Below are 22,124 nucleotides of genomic sequence, written 5' to 3' on the forward strand. Positions count from 1 at the left end.
GCGGAAGTCGATCGCCAGCTACACGAAAGGCTTCGCTCGCCGCGACACTGGCGTACTCACCATTATGCGCCCGAATCAGAAGAGACCGCGTTGATTGCACCGACGGCCCGGACGTGTCGCCGCTCAGCCGGGCGGGCGGGCCGGCCGCGGCGGGACGGTCAGCCCGCGGCCGTCTCACCCGCCCGGCGCAGCATCATCTGCGCGTGCTTGAGCACCGGCGAGTCGACCATCTGTCCCTCGAATGCGAACACCCCGCGTTCGCTGCGGGCGGCCGCCAGCACCCGTCGCGCCCAGTCCAGCTTCTCCTCGGGCGGGCGGTACGCCTGGCGCACCACCGGAACCTGGCTCGGGTGGATGCACACCGTTCCGGCAAAGCCCAGCGCGACGGCGTCTTCGGCCTCGGCCCGCAACCCGTCGAGGTCGCGGATGTCCAAGTGGACGGCGTCGAGCGCGGCCCGGCCGAAGGCCGACGCGGTCAGCAGGGCGGTCGAGCGCACGTGGTGGGCGACGTCGCGGTAGCTGCCGTCGGCCCGGCGGCTCGAGCTGCCGCCGAGCGTGGCGACCAGGTCCTCAGCGCCCCACATCAGCGCCACCGTGTTCTGGGCCGCCGCGATCTCGGTGGCGAACACCGCCCCGCGCGGGGTTTCCAGCAGCGCGATCACCTCGCGCGGCGCCAGGGTCTGCACCTGGGCCGCCGATTCTGTCTTGGACAGCATCACCGTGGTGTACGCGGTACCGGCCAACGCCTCCAGATCGCGGGCGTACTCGTCGGTGTCGGCGGCGTTGACCCGCACCACGGTGCGCTCGGGGTCCAGCGGCGTCTCCAGCAAGGCCTTGCGGGCGGCGGGCTTGTCCGCCTCGGCCACGCCGTCCTCCAGGTCGAGGATCACCACGTCGGCGGCCGCGGCGGCCTTGGCGAAACGCTCGGGACGGTCGGCCGGGCAGAACAGCCATGCCGGACCGGCGGCGTGCGGGTTCACGGGGCCTCCTGGTCGCTTGGGCGCTTCTGCACCAGCGTGGTGCGCACGGCGCGGGCCACGACGTCGCCGTGCTGGTTGCGCCCGGTGTGCTCGAGGGTGACGATGCCCTCGCCGGGCCGGCTCTTGGACTCGCGCTTGCCGGTGCAGACGGTTTCGGCGTAGAGGGTGTCGCCGTGGAAGACGGGCTTGGGGAACGACACCTCGGAGAAGCCCAGGTTGGCCACGATGGTGCCGAGCGTCAGCTGCGACACCGACAGCCCCACCAGGGTGGACAGGGTGAACATGGAGTTCACCAGCCGCTCGCCGCGAAAGCCCGGCTGCTGCGCGGCCCAGGCCGCGTCGAGGTGCAGCGACTGGGTGTTCATGGTCAGCGTGGTGAACAAGACGTTGTCGGCCTCGGTGATCGTGCGACCGGGGCGGTGCAGGTAGGTGGTGCCGATCTCGAACTCTTCGAACCACAAGCCGCGCTGGACAACCGATTTGACTGGTTCGCTCATGACAGCCCCAGCGAGCGGGCGATGAGCATCAGCTGCACCTCGGTGGTGCCCTCGCCGATTTCGAGGATCTTGCTGTCGCGGTAGTGACGGGCCACCGGATATTCGTTCATGAAGCCGTAGCCGCCATGGATCTGGGTTGCGTCGCGGGCGTTGTCCATCGCCGCTTCCGACGCGATCATCTTCGCGATCGCCGCCTCCTTCTTGAAGGGCTTGCCCGCCAACATCTTTGCAGCCGCATCGTAGTACGCGGTGCGGGCCACGTGGGCACGCGCCTCCATTCGGGCGATCTTGAAGCTGATCGCCTGATAGCTACCGATCGGTTGACCGAACGACTGGCGCTCCTTGGCGTACTTGACGCTCTCGTCGACGCAGCCCTGCGCGGCGCCGGTCGCCAGTGCGGCGATCGCGATGCGGCCCTCGTCCAGGATGGACAGGAAGTTCGCGTAGCCCGTCCCGCGGGCCCCGAGCAGGTTCTCTTCCGGCACCCGGGCGTCGGAAAAACTCAGCGGGTGGGTGTCCGACGCGTTCCAGCCCACCTTGCTGTAGACCGGTTCGACGGTGAATCCCGGTGTGCCGCTGGGCACGATGATGGTGGAGATCTCCTTCTTGTCCGCGCCGACCGTGCCGGTGACGGCGGTGACGGTGACCAGCGAGGTGATGTCGGTTCCCGAGTTGGTGATGAATTGCTTGCTGCCGTTGATCACCCATTCGCCGTCCTCGAGCCGGGCGGTGGTGCGGGTGGCGCCGGCGTCGGAACCGGCGCCCGGCTCGGTGAGCCCGAAGCCGGCCAGCGCCCGCCCGGCCGTCAAGTCCGGCAGCCACTTGCGTTTCTGTTCCTCGTTGCCGAACCGGTAGATCGGCATGGCGCCCAGGCTGACCCCGGCCTCCAGGGTGATGGCCACCGACTGGTCGACCTTGCCCAGTTCCTCCAGCGCCAGCGACAGCGCGAAGTAGTCACCGCCCATGCCGCCGTACTCCTCGGGGAAGGGCAGGCCGAACAGGCCCATCTCCCCCATCTTGGCGACGACCTCGTACGGAAAGCTGTGTTCCTCATCGTGTTTAGCTGACACGGGGGCGACGACGGTCCGCGCGAACTCGGCGACGGTGTCGCGCAGGTCCTGGTATTCCTTGGGCAGCGTTCCCGCGGTGATGGATGTGGTCATGTCTCGTCCTTACTCGAATCGGCCGGCGGGTCGGATTCCTCGGGCACCACCCGGGCCAGCACCTGGTCCACGCTCACCTGGTCGCCGACGCAGACCAGCACCTCCACCCGTCCGGAAACCGGCGCGGCCAGCGAGTGCTCCATCTTCATCGCCTCCACGACGACCACCACGTCGCCTTCGGAAACGTCGCTGCCCGAAGGGGTTTGGACGGCGATCACGCTGCCCGGCATCGGGCTGAGGATCTCGGCCCGCTGCGGGCCGGCGGCGCGGTGAATGGTGGTCTGTTCGGCCTCGCGCAGGTGCCAGGTTCCTCGCTCGTCGGCGATCCACAGGTGCCGGTCGGCCTCGGCCCAGCGGTAGTCGCGGCGCCGGCCGTCAAGCGTCACACTGATCCGGTCCGGCCCGAGATGCGCGCTGGCCGAAAGCCTTTCGCCGGCACCGACCTGTACTTCGGCGGCCTCGGGTGGCCCCCACACCGACACCGTCTCGGTGCGCAGCGCGGTGCGCATGTCGGTGCGGACCGGCGCCGGGCTACCGCCGGCCCGCCACCCCGTCGGCGCCGCCCAGGGGTTGCCGGCGAAGCGTCGCGCCCGGGCGGCCAGCGCCGATTGCCGGTACAGCCCGGCCGCGGCGAGCACGTCGTCGGGTGCGGGCAGCGGCGCGAAGTCGGCCAGCCGCGCATCCAGCAGCGCGGTGTCCAGATCGCCGGCGCGTACCCGTTGGTCGGCCAGCAGGAAGCGCAGGAACTCGACGTTGGTCTGGACGCCCAGGATCGCGGTGTGGCTCAACGCCCGGTCGAGTCTGGCCAGCGCCTCGTCGCGGTCGGCCCCGTGGGCGATCACCTTGCTCAGCATCGGGTCGTAGTCGCTGCCCACCACGGTGCCGGGCAGCAGCGAGGAGTCGACCCGCACGCCGTCACCGGACGGCTCGGAGACGCCGAGCACCCGGCCGCCGGTGGGCAGGAAGCCCCGCGCCGGATCCTCGGCGTACACCCGGGCCTCGATCGCGTGCCCACGCAGTTCGATGTCGTCCTGGGCGAACACCAGCTTCTCGCCGGCGGCCACCCGCAGCTGCCATTCCACCAGGTCCAGCCCGGTCACCGCCTCGGTGACCGGATGCTCGACCTGCAGCCGCGTGTTCATCTCCATGAAGAAGAACTCGTCGGGCCGATCGGCGGAGACGATGAACTCCACCGTGCCGGCGCCGACGTAGTCGACGCTGCGGGCGGTATTGCAGGCGGCCGCCCCGATCCGCGCCCGCGTCGCCGGGTCGAGCAGCGGCGACGGCGCCTCCTCGATGACCTTTTGATGGCGCCGCTGCAGGCTGCACTCGCGTTCGCCGAGATGCACGACGTTGCCGTGCGTGTCGGCCAGGATCTGCACCTCGATGTGCCTGGGGCGCAACACAAATCGTTCCAGAAACAGCGTGTCGTCGCCGAACGACGTGGCGGCCTCGCGGCGCGCGCCCACCAGCGCCTCGCGCAGCCTGCCCGGTTCTTCCACCAGGCGCATGCCCTTGCCGCCGCCGCCCGCCGACGGCTTGATCAGCACCGGGTAGCCGATCTCCTCGGCGGCGGCCACCAATTCGTCGTCGCCCAGCCCCGGTTTGGCCACCCCGGGCACCACCGGGACGTCGAATTCGGCGACGGCGTTCTTGGCGGTGATCTTGTCGCCCATCACCTGGATCGCCCGTGCCGGCGGGCCGAGGAACACCACCCCGGCCCGTTCGCATGCCGCAGCGAAATCGGCGTTCTCGGAGAGGAATCCGTACCCGGGATGGATCGCCTGCGCCCCGGTGCGCGTCGCCGCCTCGACGACCTTGTCGATGTTCAGGTAGCTGTCCCGGGCCGCGGCCGGCCCCAGCCGCACCGCTTCGTCGGCCTCGAGCACATGCCGCGCAGCGGCGTCGGGATCGCTGTAGACGGCGACCGACCGGATGCCCAGCCGGTGCAGGGTGCGGATCACCCGCACCGCGATCTCGCCGCGGTTGGCCACCAATACCGTTTCGAACACTGCACTCACATCCGGAAGACGCCGTAGCCGACGGGCTCCAACGGCGCCTGCGCGCACACCGAAAGAGCAAGCCCGACAAAGGTTCTGGTGTCGGCCGGGTCGATGATCCCATCGTCCCACAGCCGGGCGGTCGAATAGTAGGGGTTGCCCTGGTCCTCGTACTGCGCCCGGATAGGCGCCTTGAACGCCTCTTCCTCCTCGGCCGACCAGGGCTTGCCGGCCGCGGTGAGCTGCTCACCGCGCACGGTGGCCAGCACCGAGGCGGCCTGCTCGCCGCCCATCACCGAGATCCGGGCGTTGGGCCACATCCACAGGAAGCGCGGCGAGTAGGCCCGCCCGCACATCGAATAATTGCCCGCGCCATAGGATCCGCCGATCACCACGGTCAGCTTGGGCACCCGCGCGCAGGCGACGGCGGTGACCATCTTGGCGCCGTGCTTGGCGATGCCGCCGGCCTCGTAGTCGCGTCCCACCATGAACCCGGCGATGTTCTGCAGGAACAGCAGCGGCACCTTGCGTTTGTCGCAGAGCTCGATGAAATGTGCTCCCTTCAAAGCGGATTCGCTGAACAGCACACCGTTGTTGGCGACGATGCCCACCGGGTGGCCGTGGATGTGGGCGAACCCGGTCACCAGCGTCTTGCCGTAATTGGCCTTGAATTCGCTGAATTCGCCGCCGTCGACCAACCGCACGATCACCTCGTGCACGTCGTAGGGCACCCGCGGGTCGGGCGGCACCACGTCGTAGAGCTCGTTCTGCGCGGCCTTGGGCGGGACCGGGGTGCGCACCTGCCACGGGCTCGGCTCGCGCGGGCCGAAGGTGGCCGCGATCGAGCGGACGATCCGCAGCGCGTGCTCGTCGTCGTCGGCGAGGTGATCGGTCACCCCGGAGATACGCGAGTGCAGGTCGCCGCCGCCCAGTTCCTCGGCCGACACCACCTCTCCGGTCGCCGCCTTGACCAGCGGCGGGCCGCCCAGAAAAATCGTGCCCTGCTCGCGCACGATGACGGCTTCGTCGCTCATCGCCGGCACGTAGGCGCCGCCGGCCGTGCAGGAGCCCAGCACCGCCGCCACTTGCGGAATTCCCTTGGCGCTCATGGTCGCCTGGTTGTAGAAGATGCGGCCGAAATGCTCGCGGTCGGGGAACACCTCGTCTTGGCGCGGCAAGAAGGCGCCGCCGGAGTCGACCAGGTAGATGCACGGCAGCCGGTTCTGCAGCGCCACCTCCTGGGCGCGCAGGTGTTTTTTGACCGTCATCGGGTAGTAGGTGCCGCCCTTGACCGTCGCGTCGTTGGCGACAATCACGCACTCGCGCTCGGACACCCGGCCGATCCCGGTGATGATTCCGGCTCCCGGGGATTCGTCGTCGTACATGCCGTCGGCGGCCAGCGGCGAGAGTTCCAGGAAAGGGCTACCCGGGTCGAGCAGGCGGTCCACCCGTTCGCGGGGCAGCAGCTTTCCGCGGCTGACGTGGCGTTCGCGGGCACGCTCGTTGCCGCCCAACGCGGCCGCGGCCAGCTTGGCATTCAACTCGCCGACCAGCCGGCGGTGCTCGTCGGCGAACGACACCGGGTCAGCCTTCGCGGGTGCGGCCATCACCTTGTCCATCGCCGCAGCAGCCTCCTTGCCGTCGGGCGGTCGGAGCTTTGAGTTAATTCTGATTAACTCGGTGGTCGAGAATACCATCGTCGCCGTTGCCGGTCCAGGGAGCGGGCACCGCGGCACGATACGAGTTAATTGCGAATAACTCGTGCTAGGTTGGGCGGGATCGACACAGACGGAGGTCCGTCATGACAACGTCTGCCTCCGAAAGTCGGGCCGGCGGCGCGCAGCCGCCAAATCGGCGGAGCCAGTTGAAGTCTGACCGCCGGCTCCAGCTACTGTCCGCCGCCGAGCGGCTGTTCGCCGAGCGCGGTTTCCTGGCGGTGCGGCTGGAAGACATCGGCGCCTCGGCCGGCGTCAGCGGTCCGGCCATCTACCGGCACTTCCCCAACAAGGAGTCGCTGCTGGTCGAATTGCTGGTCGGGATCAGCACTCGGCTGCTCGCCGGCGCCCGGCAGGTCCGCGCCCGCAGTGCCGATGCCGCCGCCGCGCTGGACGGCCTGATCGACTTCCACCTCGACTTCGCCCTGAACGAACCCGACCTGATCCGGATCCAGGACCGCGACCTCGCCTACCTGCCCAAGCCGGCCGAGAGGCAGGTGCGCAAGGCGCAACGGCAGTACGTCGAGGTTTGGGTGGGGGTGTTGCGCGAGCTGAACCCCGAGCTGGCCGAGGCCGATGCCCGGCTGACCGCGCACGCCGTGTTCGGCCTGCTCAATTCGACACCGCACAGCATGAAGTCCCAGGATTCCGGGCGCGGCAAGCCGGCCCGCGCCGCCCGATCGCGCGCCATCATGCGGGCCATGACGGTCGCTGCGCTGGCGGCGGGAAACCAGTGCCCGTGAGCCCGCCGTCGTAAGGTGAGTCAGGGCGTCAGCGCCGAGCCCGGGTACCCTGCAAGCCATGAGGTGGACATGAACGATTCACGTCCCACCGAGCGGTTCAGTCCGCCGCAGCCGCGGTACTCGCCGTCCGTCGATCCGGCGTATGCCGACCAGACTCCGTACGCGCCCACCTACGGCCCGACGATGTCACCCTGGGCGCCCGCCGCGAACGAAACCAACCCGACCAAGCAGCTGCCCGCCTACTGGCAGCAGGAGCTTCCCCCGGGCGGCGACCCGCACGCCCCGGGCATGGCTCCGCCGCCGGGCGAGCCGAAATCGCCTCGCGGGCTGTGGATCGCCGCGGGCGCGGCGGTGCTGCTGGTGGTCGCCCTGGTGATCGCGCTGGTGCTCGCCAACGACGCGATCAAGACGCAGACCGCGGTGCCGCCGTTGCCGGCCATGCCGGAGCCGAGCCCGGAGACGCCGACGACGTCGACGCACAGGTCGCCCTCGCTCATCCCGGCGCCGATACCGCCCACCAGCGAGCCCGAGCCGCCCACCGCGACGACCGGCCCGGCCGCGATGCAGGACGTCGTCTACTCCGTGTCCGGGGAGGGCCGGGCGATCAGCATCATGTACATCGACACCGGCGACCTCATCCAGACCGAATTCAATGTCGCGTTGCCGTGGAGCAAGCAGGTCAGCCTGTCCAAGTCCGCCGTGCACCCGGCCAACGTCACGATCGTCAACATCGGTCACAGCGTCACCTGCACCGTGACCGTCAACGGGGTTCAGGTCAGCAGACGCGTCGGCGGGGGGTTGACCATCTGCGACGCCCGCGGCTGAGCGGACATCGCGGCCCGCCGACCGTGGGGCCTATGCACGATTGCCCGCGCGCGGACGGACGTATCCCCCACACTCGGCGCGGCGGCGGCAGGTCGCCGTGGCGGCGTCATGCCGCTTCGACGGCGACGGGGGCGCGGCGCGGGACCCGCACCGCGAGCATGGCCAGCAGCCCGGCGGTCAGCACCAGCGAGATCCCGCCGAGGCCGGCGCGCACCGCCCCGAACGCGTCGACGAACACCGAGAACAGCCACGGCGCCACGAACGACACCGCCCGCCCGGTCATGGTGTAGAGGCCGAACGCGACGCCTTCCCTGCCGTGCTTGGCCATCTGCAGCAGCAGGGCGCGCGACGACGATTGCGACGGCCCGATGAACATGCACAGCAGCAGGCCACAGGCCCAGAACGCCACCGGCCCGGACAACGCCATCAGGGTCAGCCCCAGCACGACGATGGCCAGCAGGGACGCGACGATGACGGGCTTGGATCCGACCCGGTGGTCGACGAAACCGCCCAGCACCGCACCCACGGCGGCCACCACGCTGGCCGCCACCCCGAACACCAGCACGTCGGCCTGGGAGATGCCGTAGACGTTGACGCCGAGCACCGCGCCGAAGGCGAAGATCGCCGCCAGTCCGTCCCGGAACAGCGCGCTGGCGAACAGGAAGTACACCAGGTTGCGATCGCGCCGCCATTCCTCGCGGACCTCGGTCCACAGCTTGCGATATCCGCCCAGCATGCTCGTCGGCCGATACCCCTCGGCGGACTCGGTGAACCGGTGCGCGACGAACAGCAACGGCAGCGCGAACAGCGCCAACCAGGCCGCGGCCACCAGCATCGCCTCTCGGACATAAAGCCCGTCGCGCAACGGAACTCGCAGCAGCCCGCGCGTGGCATCCGGGCCCGAACCCGATCCGGCGATGAAGCCGGTGTAGATCACCAGCAACAGCAGGACGCTGCCGACATAGCCCGCCGCCCAGCCGAACCCGGAGATCCGACCGGCGGTGCGCGGCGTCGAGAGCTGGCGCAGCATGGCGTTGTACGGGACGCTGGCCAAATCGCCGCAGGCCGCCGTCGCCCCCAGCAGCACCAGGCCCGCCCACAGATAGCCGGGCCGATCGCGGATGAAGAACATCGAGCCGGTCAACGTCACCGCCAACGCGGTCAACACGCTCAGCGCCACCCGCCGCCGATGCGGCGACTCCACCCACACGCCGACGGCGGGCGCCAGCAGCGCGACCGTCAACCCGGCGATGGCCGCCGCCCGGCCCAGCCAACTCGCCGGCGTGGTGCTGCCGCCGATGCCCACGCCAACACTGCTGGTCAAATAGACGGCGAAGACGAAGGTGGCCACGATCGCGTTCAGCCCGGTCGAGCCGCAATCCCAGAGCGCCCACGCCACCACCCGCGATCGCACGGGGGCGGCGGCACGCGACTCCGGCTGGCTCATGCCCGGCAACTCTATCGGCGCCGGCGATCGCCTGCCGATCGCCGTTCGCGCGCTGTCTACGATTGGCGCATGCCGATCCCCGCTCCCAGCCCCGAGGCGCGCGCGGTTGTCACCGGAGCGTCGCAGAACATCGGTGAAGCGCTCGCAACCGAACTCGCCGCCCGCGGGCACCATCTGATCGTCACCGCGCGACGGGAGGACCTGCTCAAGGACCTGGCCGCCCGGCTGACCGAGAAGTACCGGGTCACCGTCGAGGTGCGCCCGGCCGATCTGGCAGACGCGGGCGAGCGGGCCACCCTGTGCGACGAGCTGGCCGCGCGGCCCATCTCGGTGTTGTGCGCCAACGCCGGCACCGCAACCTTCGGTCCCGTCGCCACCCTCGACCCGGCCGGCGAGAAGGCCCAGGTGCAGCTGAATGTCCTTGGGGTGCATGACCTTACGCTGGCGGTGCTGCCCGGCATGGTGGAGCGCCGCGCCGGCGGCATCCTGATTTCCGGTTCGGCGGCCGGCAACTCGCCGATCCCCTACAACGCCACCTACGCGGCCACCAAGGCCTTCGTCAACACGTTCAGCGAGTCGCTGCGCGGGGAACTCCGCGGCTCCGGGGTGCATGTGACGCTGTTGGCGCCCGGCCCGGTGCGCACCGACCTGCCCGACGACGCCGAGGCCTCGATCGTCGAGCGGCTGGTGCCCGACTTCTTGTGGATCTCCACCGAGCACACCGCCCGGGTATCGCTGGATGCGTTGGGCCGCAACAAGATGCGCGTCGTGCCCGGTCTGACGTCCAAGGCCATGTCGGTGGCCAGCGGGTATGCCCCGCGCGCCATCGTGGCGCCCATTGTGGGCAGCTTCTACAAGAAGCTGGGCGGCGGGTAGGCGTTACTTGCGGCGACGGCCTCCGCCGCCGAACTTGAGCCGAATGATCTCCCGGATCCCGGTGTTCACCGCGCTCTGTACGTCGCGGTCGTGCCAGAGCCTTTCCAGCAGGCCCGGCCCTTTGGGCTCCGCGGGTTCCGGCATCGGCGGAACCGGGCCATTCGGCGGGACGGGCGGGTAGTCGGACTGGGCTTGCGGCGACCGCGATCCGGTCGGTGCTTGCGGGCCCGGCGGGGGCTGGGCCGGTTGTTGCACCGTTTGGCCGTACTTCGCTTGCAGCTCACTGCGTTTGGCTGCCTTCGTGATCTCCTCTGTCCCGATCGACGCCATCAGCGAGCGGGGCACCCGCATCCGGGTCCAGGCCACCGGCGTGGGTGCGCCCTTCTCGGAGAGCACGGTCACGACGGCCTCGCCGATTCCCAGCGACGTCAACGCCGACTCCAGGTCGTAGACATCGGTTTTCGGGTAGGTGCGCACGGTCTTGGACAGCGCCTTCTGGTCGTCGGGCGTGAAAGCCCGCAGCGCGTGCTGAATTCGCGCACCCAACTGGGACAGCACGTCGTTGGGAATGTCGGTGGGCAACTGGGTGCAGAAGAACACCCCGACGCCCTTGGAGCGGATCAGCTTCACCGTCTGTTCGACCTGTTCCAGGAAGGCCTTGGACGCGTCGGCGAACAGCAGGTGCGCCTCGTCGAAGAAGAAGACCAGCTTGGGTTTGTCGATGTCGCCGACCTCGGGCAGTTGCGTGTATAGGTCGGCCAGCAGCCACATCAGGAAGGTGGAGAAGATGACCGGGCGCACCGACTGACCGGTGAACTCCAGCAGCGAAATGACGCCTTGGCCTTGATCGTTGGTGCGCAGCAAGTCGTTGGGGTCGAGCTTGGGTTCGCCGAAGAAGGTGTCGCCGCCCTCGGCGTCGAGGTTGACCAGTGCCCGCAGGATCACGCCCGCCGTCGTCGCCGACACGCCGCCCAGGGACTTCAGGTCCTCCTTGCCCGCTTCGCTGGTCAGATAGCCGATGACGGTGCGCAGATCGTCCGTGGTCACCAGGCGGCGGTCGCGCTCCTTGGCCCAGTGGAAGATCAGTCCCAGGGTGGACTCCTGAGTGGCGTTGAGCCCCAACACCTTCGACAGCAGCACCGGCCCGAAGCTCTCGACGGTCGCGCGGATCGGCACGCCGATCCCGTTGGTACCTAACGACAGGAACTCCACCGGGAACCCCGAGGGTTGCCAATCATCGCCGGTGTCCTTGGCGCGTGCATCGGTTCGGTCGCTGCGCTCCCCTTCCTTGGACAGCCCGGACAGGTCGCCCTTCACGTCGGCCATCAGCACCGGCACGCCCGCGGCGCTGAGCTGCTCGGCGATCAGCTGCAGCGTCTTGGTCTTGCCGGTGCCCGTCGCACCGGCCACCAGGCCGTGCCGGTTCACCGTCGCCAGCGGGATGCGGATCTGCGCCGACGGGTCGGCCGCACCGTCGATGACGACCGTGCCCAATTCCAATGCCTGGCCCGCGACGGCGTAGCCGTCCGCGATCCGCGTCGCCGGTGTTGCCGCTGAATCGGTGCTCATCGTGCTGCGCCCCTCTTCCCCCGGGTGATTCGGCATGCACTTCGCCAACGCTCACCCTACGTCGCGGGCCGATCCGGGGGCGAGGGCCGGCACGGAGGTCGCCGCCCCGCATTAGGGTGAGCGCTGTGCGCGACGAATTGGTGTGGATCGACTGCGAAATGACCGGACTCGATCTCGGTTCGGACAAGCTGATCGAGATCGCGGCCCTGGTCACCGACGCCGAGCTGAACGTGCTCGGCGACGGCGTCGACGTGGTGATCCACGCCGACGACGCCGCGCTAGCGGCGATGGGCGAGGTGGTCACCGAAATGCATTCGCGCTCCGGGCTGATCGATGAGGTGAAGGCGTCCACGGTCGACCTGGCCACCGCCGAGGAGATGGTGCTGGACTACATCCGCACTCACGTCAAGGCCCCCAAGACGGCGCCGCTGGCCGGGAATTCGATTGCCACCGACCGCGCGTTCATCGTGCGCGACATGCCCGCCCTGGACTCCTACCTGCACTACCGCATGATCGATGTGAGCTCCATCAAGGAGCTCTGCCGGCGCTGGTACCCGCGGATCTACTTCGGCCAGCCGGTCAAGGGGCTGACCCACCGGGCCCTGGCCGACATCCACGAATCCATCCGGGAGCTGCAGTTCTACCGGCGCACCGCGTTCGTCGCCCCGCCGGGACCGTCTACCAGCGAAATCGAGGCGGTGGCCGCCGCCCTCGACGAGGGAAAAGACGCACCGGGACCTAGCGATTCGGCCAGCGCACCGCCCACCGGTTAGTATCGACGTCGCCGCGTTCACCCGCACCGGGATCGGATGGCGGCCATGGTGGCTGTAGTTCAGCTGGTAGAGCACCAGGTTGTGATCCTGGGTGTCGCGGGTTCGAGTCCCGTCAGCCACCCCACAGGTCGGCCATGCGTGGCCGTCCACTGCGCGTTCAGGTCGTGCGGAGCCCGCACGACGCTCGTGCACCGGTAAGCGGAAAAGTAGTGAACAGACAACGTCCCGCCTGGCCCGCAGCCCCGTGGCGGCGCTCGCCGGGCAAGACGGCCGCCGTCGCCGGGGCGGCGTTGTTCCTGGCGGGCTGCGGCTGGTCGACCCCCACGGCAACGACGGTCATCTCGACACCGCCGGCGCAGACCAAAACCGTCACCGTGACCGTCACCCCGCCGCCGCCGCCGGGACCGAAGACCTCGATCGAGACCAACGGGACGTTCATCGTCAACAAGGAGATCGCGGCCGGCACCTACCGCACCGACGGCAAAAGCGGGTGCTATTGGGCACGGCTGCGCAGCTTCGACACCAACGACATCATCGACAACAACGTCGGCGACGGCGCCCAGGTCGTCCGGATCCTGCCGACCGACGCCGCCTTCATGACCAGAAGCTGCGGGATCTGGCGCAAGATCGACTGACCCGGCGTCAGGTGTTGGCGTTGCCCGCCTTCCACTGCGACCACGGGATGTTCCAGTCGCCCAGCCCCTCGGTGCCGGGCAGTGTCGGCCCCACGGTGTGCACGACCTCGACGATGTCGCCGCTCTTGCTGTGGTCGTAGAACCATTCGGCGTTGCTGGGGCTCACGTTGAGACAGCCATGGCTGGTGTTGGTGTGCCCCTGGGCACCGACCGACCACGGCGCCGAGTGCACGAAGACGCCGCTGTAGGACATCTGCGTGGCCCAGTCGACTTCGGTGCGATATCCGTTGGGCGAGTTGACCGGAACGCCGTAGGTGGAGGAGTCCATGATGATGTGCTTGAACCGCGCCCCGACGATGTAGATGCCGTTGGCCGTCGGGGTGCTGTCCTTGCCCATCGAGGTCGGCATGGTCTTGACCACTTCACCGTTGACCCGCACGGTCACCGTCTTGGTGGTGTCGTCGGCCGTCGAGATGACCTCGTCGCCAATGGTGAAGTGCGTCTTGACGTTGTCCTCGCCGAACATGCCGTCGCCCAGGTCCACCCCGTAGGTGTTGACGGCCACGTCGATGACGGTCCCGGACTTCCAGAAATGCTCTGGGCGCCAACGCACTTCGCGGTTGTTGAGCCAGTAGAAGGCGCCCTCCACCGGAGGATTGGTGGTGATGGTGATGGCCTTTTGGGCCGCGGCCCGGTTGGCGATGTTCTCGTCGAAGCGGATCGCCACCGGTTCGCCGACGCCGACCACCTCGCCGTCGGCCGGGCTGACGTAGGGCATGGTCAGGTGCGCGGGGGAACTGGTCTCGAAGGTCATCTGCTTGCTGGCCGCGCCGCCCAGGCCGGTCGCCTTCGCGGTCAGCGTGTAACGCCGGTTGTAGCCGAGCTGCTCGGTGGTCGACCAGCGCAGGCCGTCGGGGCTCAGTTGCCCGCTGATCGACCTGCCGTTCTCGTTGACCATGGTGACCGAGGCCAGCACGCCGTCGGCGACGCTGACGGTCACCGGCGCATCCACCGTCACGCCGACGGCGCCGTCGCTCACCGAGGCGGTGAGTTTGGGCACCAGCAGGTCGGCGAACGGGGTGCCCTTGTCGAAGATGACCTTGGGCGGCGCTGCCGTGTGGCCGCCGCCGCAGGCGACTGCCCCCACAGCAACCAAAGCCATCGCGGCTGCCAGCCACGATCGGCGTCCACGCAAAGGCGTCATCCAGTGACCTTCCATCTCACGTCGCACAGTTGGTCACCGCTGACCACAGGTAGCTGCCGGCATTCTAATGGGTTTCGGGCGTCGTCCCATGCGCATCCGCGCCGGCGGCGGCCGTCCGGTGTCGGCACCGAAATCGGCTCGCAATCCGGCGAGTCAGCAAACTAGGCGGGCTGGTGCAGTTGCGCCTCGGCCCGGTCGCGGGTCGCGACGGCCTCGACGCGGGCGAGCTTGATGATGGCCGCCGTCATCACCACCACGGCCACCAGCAGCGCGACCGTCCCGGCCCGGCCGGTGTCCAGCGTCTCGCCCAGCACGACCACGCCCAGCACCGACGCCACCACCGGCTGCGACACCTGCAGGGTTGGCATCGACGCGGTCAACGGCCCGGCCCGAAACGCCGCCTGACTCCACACCACGCCCCCCAGCGCGACCAGGATGCAGGCATACAGCTCCGGGGTCCGGGTCACCACCCCGACGCCCTGCCCCAGCCGCGCCATCACCTCCTTGGTGAGCACCGCGAACACGCCCCACAGCGACCCGGACACGAAGGCGAACAGCACCGCGGCCACGGCACCGCCCCGGACCCGGCCGGCCACCACGCAGGCGGCCAGCAGCGGCCCCAGCACCAGGGCCACCACCGCCCAGGTGCGCAGCGGCGCCCCGGCGTGGCCGGTCTGCGGATTGCCCACGACGACGACCACGGTCACCGCCGCGGTGAGCAGGGCCGCCCAGACCCATTCGCCCGCGGTCACGGCGCGGTGCGACAGCCGGGCGTTGATGGGCAGGGCGAAGAGCACCGAGAACATCAGCAGCGCCTGCACCAGCAACACCGAGCCGCCGCCCAGGGCGGCGGCCTGCAACCCGATGCTCGCCAGCAACAGCACGGCGCCCCACCACCACCGCTGGCTGCGCAGCAGTCCGGCGAACAATTCGACCGGGCCCAACTCGCGGTCGGTGATGCAATGCGCCGCCCGCTGCTGCAACACGTCCCCGGTCGCGACGCACAGCGCGGAGCTCAACGCGAGTAATGCGGCGATGATCTCGGTTCGGGGCACGAGGATTCTCCGTCCGAAAGTTATTTCCCTACAAGCGGATTGGCGTGTCAACCGCGACCCGACGTGGCCCGGCTGGGCCACCTGCGGATCGCAGGTCGCGGCGCGTCGCGGGCCCAGCGCCGCCGCCCCACCCGCACCTCGCCGGCCTCCCCGGTCGCCGACCGTTCGCGCAGCCAGACCATCGGTCGCGGCGCCCACCACGTCCAGCGGCCCAGCAGGTGGATGAACGCCGGGACCAGCACCATGCGCACCAGGGTGGCGTCGACGAGCACGCCGAGGGTCAGGCCCAGGCCCAGCATCCGCATGAACGACACGTGCGCGGGAATCAGCGCCGCGAAGGAAATCGACATCACCACGGCGGCGGTGGTGACCACCCGCCCGATGCCCGCGATGCCCAGCGCGGTGCTCTCGTCGGTTTCGGCGCGCGCCTCCCTGGCGGTCGGCGGTGTCTCGCGGATGGACTGCGAGGCCAGCCAGTACTCATGGATACGGGAAACGAGGAACACCTCGTAATCCATGGCCAGGCCGAAGGCGATGCAGAACAACAGCACCGGGATGTTGGCGTTCAGCGTCCCGTTGGGTGTGGTTCCCAGCGCACCCAGGTGGCCGTCCTGGAAGATCCACACCATCGCGCCGAACGCCGCCGTCAGCGACAACACGTTGCACACCAGCGCCTGCACCGGCAGCACCGCGCTGCCGGTCAGCAGGAAAAGCAGCATGAAGGTGACGACGGCGATCAGGCCGAACACCGTCGGCAGTCGTTTGGTGATCGCCTCGACGCTGTCGCGGTTGATCTGGGCCAGCCCGGTCATCAGCACGGCGCGTCCGCCCGGCCCGGCGACCTGATGCAGCCGGTCGAGCTGGGCGTTCGAGGCCGGTGAATACAGCGGGGCGGTGCTCGACACGGTGAAGAAGGCGCTGCCGTTGGCCAGGCCGGTGGCCGCGGCGGGCGGACCCACCCGGTGTCCGGCCGAGAAGGTGCCGGTCGGCGCGCTGACCGCGGAGACGTCGGGCACCCGGGACAGCTCGGCGGCGTATTTGCGAAGTTCGGTGGGTGTGACGCCGCGGGCGTCGGGGACGACGACGGAGAGCTCGGTGCCCAGGCCGGGGAAGTCGTTGTCCAGCATGTCGGCGACCTGGCGCGCAGACGCCGAGCGGGGCAGCACCCGCTCGTCGGGAAAGCCCCACTTCACGCCCAGGAACGGCACCCCCAGCAACAGCAGCAGCGCGACGACGCTCAGCCCGACCGGCACGGCGCGGCGCAACACGTACTTCGTCGACCGGTACCAGAACTGCTCCACCAGCGGCTTGTGCGCCGGATCCCGGAACGAACGCTGCCCGTGCAGGATGCGATGCATCACCCGGCGGGCGTCCATCGTGTCCAGTCGGGGCCCGAGCAACACGATCGCCGCCGGGGTGATCACCACGGCGGCGATCGCGACGATGATCGCGGTGGCCACGATGGTGTAGGCCGACGACTTCAGGAAGTACATCGGGAACACCGCCATCACCGCCATCGACAACCCGACGGTGGTGGCCGAGAACAGCACCGTCCGCCCGGCGGTGGCCATGGTCCGGTACAGCGCCCGGTCCCGGTCCTCGGTGCGGGCCAGCTCCTCGCGGTAGCGGGTGATGATCAGCAGGTTGTAGTCGATCGCCAGGGCCAGACCCATGGCGATGGACAGGTCCAGCGCGTAGGTCGACACGTCGGTGGCAAAGCTGATCAGCCGCAGCACCGACATGGTGCCGACGATGGCCAAGGCGCCCAGCACGACCGGCAGCGTCGCGGCCACCACGCCGCCGAGCACCCACACCAGCACGGCGAAGCTCAGCGGGATCGCGATGGACTCCATCAACAGCAGATCCCGCTGGTTCTGGGCGTTGATCTGGGCATACGCCACGGCCATGCCGCCGGCGCGCACGGTGACGCCGTCACGGTCGTGCACCAGCTCACGGGTGAGGGTGCTGGCGTACTTCTGCGCGTCGTTCTCGCCGCCCTTCAGGCCGGCGACGATCATCCCGGACTTGTTGTCCTTGCTGATCAGCTGGGCGGCGGCGGCCGGCGGCGACGTCCAGGCCGACGACACATTCATCACCCACGGCGAATTCTTCAGTTTGTCGACGATGTCGGTGCCGACCCAGTGCGCCTGGGGGCTGCGGGCGCCGTCGGGGGCGCTCACCACGATCAGCATTTGCTGATCGGTCTGGTTGAACCGGTCCCGCAGGATCTCGGTGGCCCGGGCGGACTCCGACGTCGGATCCTGGAAGCCGCCGCCGGACAGGCTGTTGACCACCGGCAGGCCGAAGATCGCCGCGCCCACCATGACCAGGACCGCGATCCCGATGATACGGCGCGGCGCGGCGATGGCCAGCCGGGTGATTACTCGCAGCATGGCCATCACCTACCCAAAACCGAGGTGTTTGACCCGCCGAATTGCTCACACCGGCCCGCGTTCGCCGGCGCCGTGCCGGCGGGCCGCCCGTGGTTTGACCATCCGGCACTCGGGTATCGGACCTAAAAGCACACTCGGGAGGCGGATTCGAGCTGCACAGCGCCGGTTGGCCTGGGCTACAAGCGGATTGGATGTGCAATGAACACGCAGGACGACGGCATCGCCATTCGGCATCCCACCGAGGATGACTGGCAGGCGGTCTTCGAGAACCAGGCCCGCACCTTCGGCGATCCGGTGGGCCCGCAAGACCTCGAGGCGTGGAAACGCCGGGTCCGCCTCGACGACATTCTCATCGCCGAGGACGTCTCCGATCCGAAGAACCCGTTCCTGGTGGGAACCTCCATCATCTACCCGGCGCAGCTGACCGTGCCCGGCGGCGCCAACCTGCGAGCCGCGTGGTTGACGATGATCGCCGTCGCATCAACGCATCAGGGCAAGGGGCTGTGGGCGCAGCTCAGCGCCAAGGGGCTCGGAATCCTGTTGGACCGCGGCTATCCGATCGTCTGTGGCGTGCCCACCCAGACCGCGATGTACGACGGTTTCGGCGCCGGCGTGTCCAGCTACAGCCACACCTACGCCATCGACCGTCGCTTCGCGAAGCTGCGGGACGCACCCGGCGACGACCGGGCGCGCGAGGTCAACGCCGCAACGGCACGACGTCACCTGCCCGGGCTCTACGAACGATGGTGTGCCGTCACGCCGGGGGCGGTGACCCGGGACAAGGCCTGGTGGGCCGACCACCTGGAAGACCGAACGACCCAGCGCGGCAACGGATCTGCGTTGCACTACACCATCCACCCGGACGGCTTCCTGACCTATCGGGTGGTCGGCTCGCGCCAGCACGCGTTTCGGCCGCCGCTGGGCACGGTGGTGGTCGAGGACTTCTGCCCCATCACCGACCAGGCGCACACCGAGTTGCTGCAGACGCTACTGGTTTTGGAGATGTTCTATCGCGTCGAGATCGATGTGCCGCCCGACGATCCGCTGCCGCTCAAACTCGTCGACCAGCGCGCCGCCGAGACGAAAGGCATCAGCGACTTCCTCTGGGTGCGGATCAACGACATCCCCGAGGTGTTGGGGGCCCGCGGCTACGCCGCCGACACCGACATCGTGCTCGACGTCACAGACCCGCTGGGACTGGCCGGGGGGCGGTTCCAGCTGCAGACGCGCGACGGCGCCGGCAAGTGCACGCCGCACGACGGGCCCGCGGACCTCGAGATCGGGCTGGCCGACCTGGCCACCGTGTACATGGGCGCCCACCGGGGCGCCCAGTTGGCCCGGGCCAAGCGCATCACCGAGCTGCGCCAGGGCGCGCTGGGCCGGCTGGACGCCGCCTTCGGCGCCGAGCGGGCCCCGTTCTGCGGCACGGTGCTGTGAGACCGTTCTACGATCGCCCGGAAAGCTTTGGCGGCCAGCCTGTTTCGTTGGTTCGACGGGCGCCGGCCGGGCCGCGTCGGTGAGAGCAAGCCGCGACCGCCCGCCGAACGGCTATCCTGGGTGATGGTTCGGGATTTCGCTCCGCGGCAGAACGCCTGTTATTGTCGCCTACGCGGTCTCGGCCGACCACAAGCGCCGTTAGCTCAGTTGGTAGAGCAGCTGACTCTTAATCAGCGGGTCCGGGGTTCGAAACCCTGACGGCGCACCACCTGCGGAATTTTCGTCTGTTCGGCGGCTCCCGCCGCGACCCCACGGGTTTTCCCGAAGCGCCCCGCGCATACCATCGCAGCGACGGTGATTTCTCAAAAGGGGTCCTGTGAAAACTGAGCTGAAGTGGGTCGAACCCTACCCGGGCCACTTCCACGCCAACATCGATGACCGCAGCGAATACCGGGTTCACGCGGTCTCGACGGGCGGCTTTCGCGCCGAGCGCGTTGACGACGGCTTCGTGCACCACGATCTCGGCCGGGCCGCCAGTGCCGCCGAGGCTCAGGGTATCTGCCAGGACCTGCACACCCGGACCCTGCGGCGCGCGGCGTGGGAGGCCTACATGGCCGAGCACGACCCGCCGGGCTGGGAATAGCCGGCGGCGGCTGGCGCAGCGAATTCCGGAATCCATTTGCCGCCCTATCGCGACGCGAATAGGTAGTTTCTTGCTGGCACCGACCGGCGCCCAAAGGCCGGCCGGGCCCGTGAAATCCGCCGCGTCGAAGGAGCCGCAATGGGATTCATCCGGCCCAATCTGCCCGTCGTCGATGTGGCCGAGTGGAGCGCGCGGCCCCGCGCCGAGCGGCTGGTGCCGATGGCACGCCACATCGCCGAGAACGGGTTCGGCACGCCGCTGGTGATGCACGTGATGTACGGCGTGAAGATCGCGCTGTACGTCCTCGGCGGCTGGCTGTTCGCCTGGTCCACCCGGGGCATCGGCGGCTTCGCCGAGGTCGGCGCCTGGTGGTCGGAGCCGATCGTGTTCCAGAAGGCGGTGCTCTACACGATGCTGTTCGAGGTCGTCGGCCTCGGTTGCTGCTTCGGCCCGCTGGCCGGGCGCTATTTCCCGCCGATGGGTTCCATCCTGTACTGGTTGCGGCCCGGCACAATTCGGTTGCCGCCGTGGCCGAATCGAATCCCGTTGACCCGGGGCAGCACCCGGACGCCGTTGGACGCCGCGCTGTACGGCGCCCTGCTGGTGCTGCTGGTGGGGGCGCTGGTCTCCGACGGCAGCGGGCCGATTCCCGCTCTGGACACGGCAATCGGCGTGCTGCCGCGCTGGCAGACCGCCGCGATTTTGGGCGTGCTGGCCGTGATCGCCCTGCGCGACAAGGTCATCTTCCTGGCCGCGCGCGGCGAGGTGTATGCGCCCCTGGCGCTGGTGTTCCTGTTCGGCGGGGCGGACGTGGTGGTCGGGGCGAAGGTGGCCTTCATGGTGATCTGGCTGGGCGCGGCCACGTCGAAGCTCAACCGGCACTTCCCGTTCGTCATCTCGACGATGCTGGCCAACAACCCGTTCATCCCGTCCGGGCCGCTCAAGCGCTCGATGTTCCGGCGCTATCCCGACGACCTGCGGCCCAGCGCGCTGGCCGGGTTCATCGCGCACTTCTCCACCGCGGTCGAGGGCCTGGTGCCGCTGGTGCTCTTCTGTTCAACCGGGGGCTGGCCGACGGCGCTCGCCGCGTTCGTGATGATCGTGTTCCACCTCAACATCCTGCTGGCCTTCCCGATGGGCGTGCCGCTGGAGTGGAACGTGTTCATGATCTTCGGGGTGCTGTGGCTGTTCGTCGCGCATGCGCGGGTGGGGTTGTCGAGCGTCGCCGACCCGTGGCCGATCGCCCTGCTGTTCGTGGTGATGGCCGGCACCGTCGTCGTCGGCAACCTGTACCCGCGCAAGGTGTCCTTCCTGCCGGGCATGCGCTACTACGCGGGCAACTGGGACACCACGCTGTGGTGCGTGCGGCCGTCGGCCGACGAGAAGATCCGGGTCGGCGCTCGCGCGCTGGGCCCGATGCAGCACCTGCAGCTGGAGCGGCTGTACGGCAGCAAGGAGGAGACCCTGATCCCGCTGCACCTGGCGCTGGCGTTCCGGGGCATGAACACCCACGGGCGCGCGCTGCTCACCCTGGCGCACCGGGCGATGGCCGACTACGACGAGGACGACTACAACCTGTGCGAGGGCGAAGTGCTGTGCGCCATGGTGCTGGGCTGGAACTTCGGCGACGGCCACCTGCACAACGAATGCCTGATCGAGGCGCTGCAGCAGCGCTGCGGGTTCGAGCCGGGCGAGGTGCGGGTGGTGATCCTGGACGCCCAGCCCATCCACCGCCAGACGCAGGAGTACCGGTTGGTCGACGCGGCGACGGGCGAATTCGAGCGCGGCTACTGCACCGTCGACGACATGGCCACCGCGCAGCCGTGGGCCGACGACATTCCGGTGTACGTCCAGACCGGCCGGGTCAGCGATTCCTGACCCGGCGCACCGCCACCACCACGACCAGCGCCCCCACCCCGGCGAGCGACGCCAGCACTACCGGCTTTTGCACGAATCCGATCACCCGGGCCTTGAGGTCGTCGGCGAGGCGGCGCGGGTTGGCCCGCTCGGCGAGGGAGTCGACGGTGGTCGCCAGCTGGTCACGGGCGACGTCGATGTCTCGCTTGATCGCTTCCGGGTCCCGGTCCGCCACTGTGTCCTCCAAGTCGCCCGCTGTCTGGCTCATGCGCCTGCCCGAACTACCCTAGATCAGCTGGCGGCGATCCCCAC

The 22,124-nt window shown here is 69.2% G+C and carries 19 protein-coding genes and 2 tRNA genes; 10 read left to right on the plus strand and 11 right to left on the minus strand.

Annotation, left to right across the window (positions count from 1 at the left end):
- Nucleotides 1-158 precede the first annotated feature (158 nt).
- From MAA44156_RS13115 to MAA44156_RS13135, 5 genes are read right to left on the minus strand one after another with little or no spacing between them, the layout of a single operon-like run.
- Nucleotides 159-980 carry an HpcH/HpaI aldolase/citrate lyase family protein gene (locus MAA44156_RS13115; protein WP_003873084.1) on the minus strand — a complete coding sequence of 274 codons (822 nt, stop codon included), beginning with the start codon at nucleotides 978-980 and terminating at the stop codon, nucleotides 159-161.
- The gene (locus MAA44156_RS13120; RefSeq protein WP_010949555.1) at nucleotides 977-1,477 is read right to left on the minus strand and encodes a MaoC family dehydratase; all 501 of its coding nucleotides are present in this window, start codon (nucleotides 1,475-1,477) and stop codon (nucleotides 977-979) included. Before MAA44156_RS13120 ends, MAA44156_RS13115 begins: the two co-directional genes overlap by 4 nt.
- Nucleotides 1,474-2,640, minus strand: coding sequence for an acyl-CoA dehydrogenase family protein (locus MAA44156_RS13125; RefSeq protein WP_009975904.1), 1,167 nt, complete (start codon nucleotides 2,638-2,640; stop codon nucleotides 1,474-1,476). The genes MAA44156_RS13120 and MAA44156_RS13125 overlap by 4 nt, the downstream gene beginning before the upstream one ends.
- Complete coding sequence (locus tag MAA44156_RS13130) at nucleotides 2,637-4,652, minus strand: acetyl/propionyl/methylcrotonyl-CoA carboxylase subunit alpha (protein WP_009975902.1); 2,016 nt, start codon at nucleotides 4,650-4,652, stop codon at nucleotides 2,637-2,639. The genes MAA44156_RS13125 and MAA44156_RS13130 overlap by 4 nt, the downstream gene beginning before the upstream one ends.
- Nucleotides 4,653-4,657: 5 nt before the next feature.
- Entirely contained in the window at nucleotides 4,658-6,247 is a 1,590-nt protein-coding gene (locus MAA44156_RS13135; protein ID WP_009975900.1) for a carboxyl transferase domain-containing protein, read from the minus strand.
- Between the two features lie 194 nt (nucleotides 6,248-6,441).
- On the opposite strand from MAA44156_RS13135, the gene MAA44156_RS13140 reads away from it, so the two are divergent.
- Together MAA44156_RS13140 and MAA44156_RS13145 are read left to right on the plus strand one after the other, a co-directional pair.
- Nucleotides 6,442-7,098 (plus strand): SACE_7040 family transcriptional regulator, encoded by a 657-nt coding sequence (locus MAA44156_RS13140; RefSeq protein ID WP_003873089.1) that lies wholly within the window; start codon nucleotides 6,442-6,444, stop codon nucleotides 7,096-7,098.
- A 63-nt stretch (nucleotides 7,099-7,161) separates the two neighbouring features.
- On the plus strand, nucleotides 7,162-7,923 hold the full coding sequence (locus MAA44156_RS13145) for an MmpS family transport accessory protein (protein WP_009975899.1): 762 nt from the start codon (nucleotides 7,162-7,164) through the stop codon (nucleotides 7,921-7,923).
- Nucleotides 7,924-8,029: 106 nt separating this feature from the next.
- Here MAA44156_RS13145 and MAA44156_RS13150 read toward each other — a convergent pair whose 3' ends face one another.
- Entirely contained in the window at nucleotides 8,030-9,370 is a 1,341-nt protein-coding gene (locus tag MAA44156_RS13150; RefSeq protein ID WP_009975898.1) for an MFS transporter, read from the minus strand.
- A gap of 69 nt (nucleotides 9,371-9,439) precedes the next feature.
- Here MAA44156_RS13150 and cmrA point away from each other — a divergent pair, with 69 nt between their 5' ends.
- Complete coding sequence (cmrA, locus tag MAA44156_RS13155) at nucleotides 9,440-10,246, plus strand: mycolate reductase (RefSeq protein WP_009975896.1); 807 nt, start codon at nucleotides 9,440-9,442, stop codon at nucleotides 10,244-10,246.
- Nucleotides 10,247-10,249: 3 nt separating this feature from the next.
- Here cmrA and MAA44156_RS13160 read toward each other — a convergent pair whose 3' ends face one another.
- A complete protein-coding gene (locus MAA44156_RS13160; protein ID WP_023879840.1) occupies nucleotides 10,250-11,815 on the minus strand; it encodes a helicase HerA-like domain-containing protein in 1,566 nt (521 codons plus the stop codon).
- Between the two features lie 125 nt (nucleotides 11,816-11,940).
- On the opposite strand from MAA44156_RS13160, the gene orn reads away from it, so the two are divergent.
- The 3 genes from orn (at nucleotide 11,941) to MAA44156_RS13175 (ending at nucleotide 13,223) form a co-directional block, all read left to right on the plus strand.
- Nucleotides 11,941-12,588 carry an oligoribonuclease gene (gene orn / locus MAA44156_RS13165; RefSeq protein WP_009975893.1) on the plus strand — a complete coding sequence of 216 codons (648 nt, stop codon included), beginning with the start codon at nucleotides 11,941-11,943 and terminating at the stop codon, nucleotides 12,586-12,588.
- 48 nt (nucleotides 12,589-12,636) lie between these two features.
- A tRNA-His gene (locus MAA44156_RS13170) sits at nucleotides 12,637-12,712 on the plus strand.
- An 85-nt stretch (nucleotides 12,713-12,797) separates the two neighbouring features.
- Nucleotides 12,798-13,223 carry an Rv1352/Rv1906c domain-containing protein gene (locus MAA44156_RS13175; protein WP_023879839.1) on the plus strand — a complete coding sequence of 142 codons (426 nt, stop codon included), beginning with the start codon at nucleotides 12,798-12,800 and terminating at the stop codon, nucleotides 13,221-13,223.
- 7 nt (nucleotides 13,224-13,230) lie between these two features.
- Here the strand turns inward: MAA44156_RS13175 and MAA44156_RS13180 are convergent, their stop codons facing one another.
- The 3 genes from MAA44156_RS13180 to MAA44156_RS13190 form a co-directional block, all read right to left on the minus strand.
- Complete coding sequence (locus MAA44156_RS13180) at nucleotides 13,231-14,442, minus strand: L,D-transpeptidase (RefSeq protein WP_033706218.1); 1,212 nt, start codon at nucleotides 14,440-14,442, stop codon at nucleotides 13,231-13,233.
- Between the two features lie 146 nt (nucleotides 14,443-14,588).
- Nucleotides 14,589-15,482 carry a DMT family transporter gene (locus MAA44156_RS13185; RefSeq protein WP_009975891.1) on the minus strand — a complete coding sequence of 298 codons (894 nt, stop codon included), beginning with the start codon at nucleotides 15,480-15,482 and terminating at the stop codon, nucleotides 14,589-14,591.
- A gap of 47 nt (nucleotides 15,483-15,529) precedes the next feature.
- Nucleotides 15,530-17,875, minus strand: coding sequence for an MMPL family transporter (locus MAA44156_RS13190; RefSeq protein WP_033716408.1), 2,346 nt, complete (start codon nucleotides 17,873-17,875; stop codon nucleotides 15,530-15,532).
- 198 nt (nucleotides 17,876-18,073) lie between these two features.
- On the opposite strand from MAA44156_RS13190, the gene MAA44156_RS13195 reads away from it, so the two are divergent.
- From MAA44156_RS13195 to MAA44156_RS13210, 4 genes are all read left to right on the plus strand, one after another.
- Nucleotides 18,074-19,312 (plus strand): GNAT family N-acetyltransferase, encoded by a 1,239-nt coding sequence (locus tag MAA44156_RS13195; RefSeq protein WP_009975889.1) that lies wholly within the window; start codon nucleotides 18,074-18,076, stop codon nucleotides 19,310-19,312.
- Nucleotides 19,313-19,504: 192 nt separating this feature from the next.
- Nucleotides 19,505-19,580, plus strand: a tRNA-Lys gene (locus MAA44156_RS13200).
- A gap of 108 nt (nucleotides 19,581-19,688) precedes the next feature.
- Nucleotides 19,689-19,955, plus strand: coding sequence for a hypothetical protein (locus MAA44156_RS13205; protein ID WP_009975887.1), 267 nt, complete (start codon nucleotides 19,689-19,691; stop codon nucleotides 19,953-19,955).
- A 138-nt stretch (nucleotides 19,956-20,093) separates the two neighbouring features.
- On the plus strand, nucleotides 20,094-21,833 hold the full coding sequence (locus MAA44156_RS13210; RefSeq protein ID WP_009975886.1) for a DUF3556 domain-containing protein: 1,740 nt from the start codon (nucleotides 20,094-20,096) through the stop codon (nucleotides 21,831-21,833).
- On the opposite strand, the gene MAA44156_RS13215 is transcribed toward MAA44156_RS13210, so the two are convergent.
- On the minus strand, nucleotides 21,820-22,047 hold the full coding sequence (locus MAA44156_RS13215; RefSeq protein ID WP_003877418.1) for a DUF3618 domain-containing protein: 228 nt from the start codon (nucleotides 22,045-22,047) through the stop codon (nucleotides 21,820-21,822). The two genes, MAA44156_RS13210 and MAA44156_RS13215, sit on opposite strands and share 14 nt — an antisense overlap.
- Between the last annotated feature and the right edge of the window lie 77 nt (nucleotides 22,048-22,124).

Origin of the sequence: Mycobacterium avium subsp. avium (assembly GCF_009741445.1) — a bacterium.
GTDB lineage: Bacteria > Actinomycetota > Actinomycetes > Mycobacteriales > Mycobacteriaceae > Mycobacterium > Mycobacterium avium.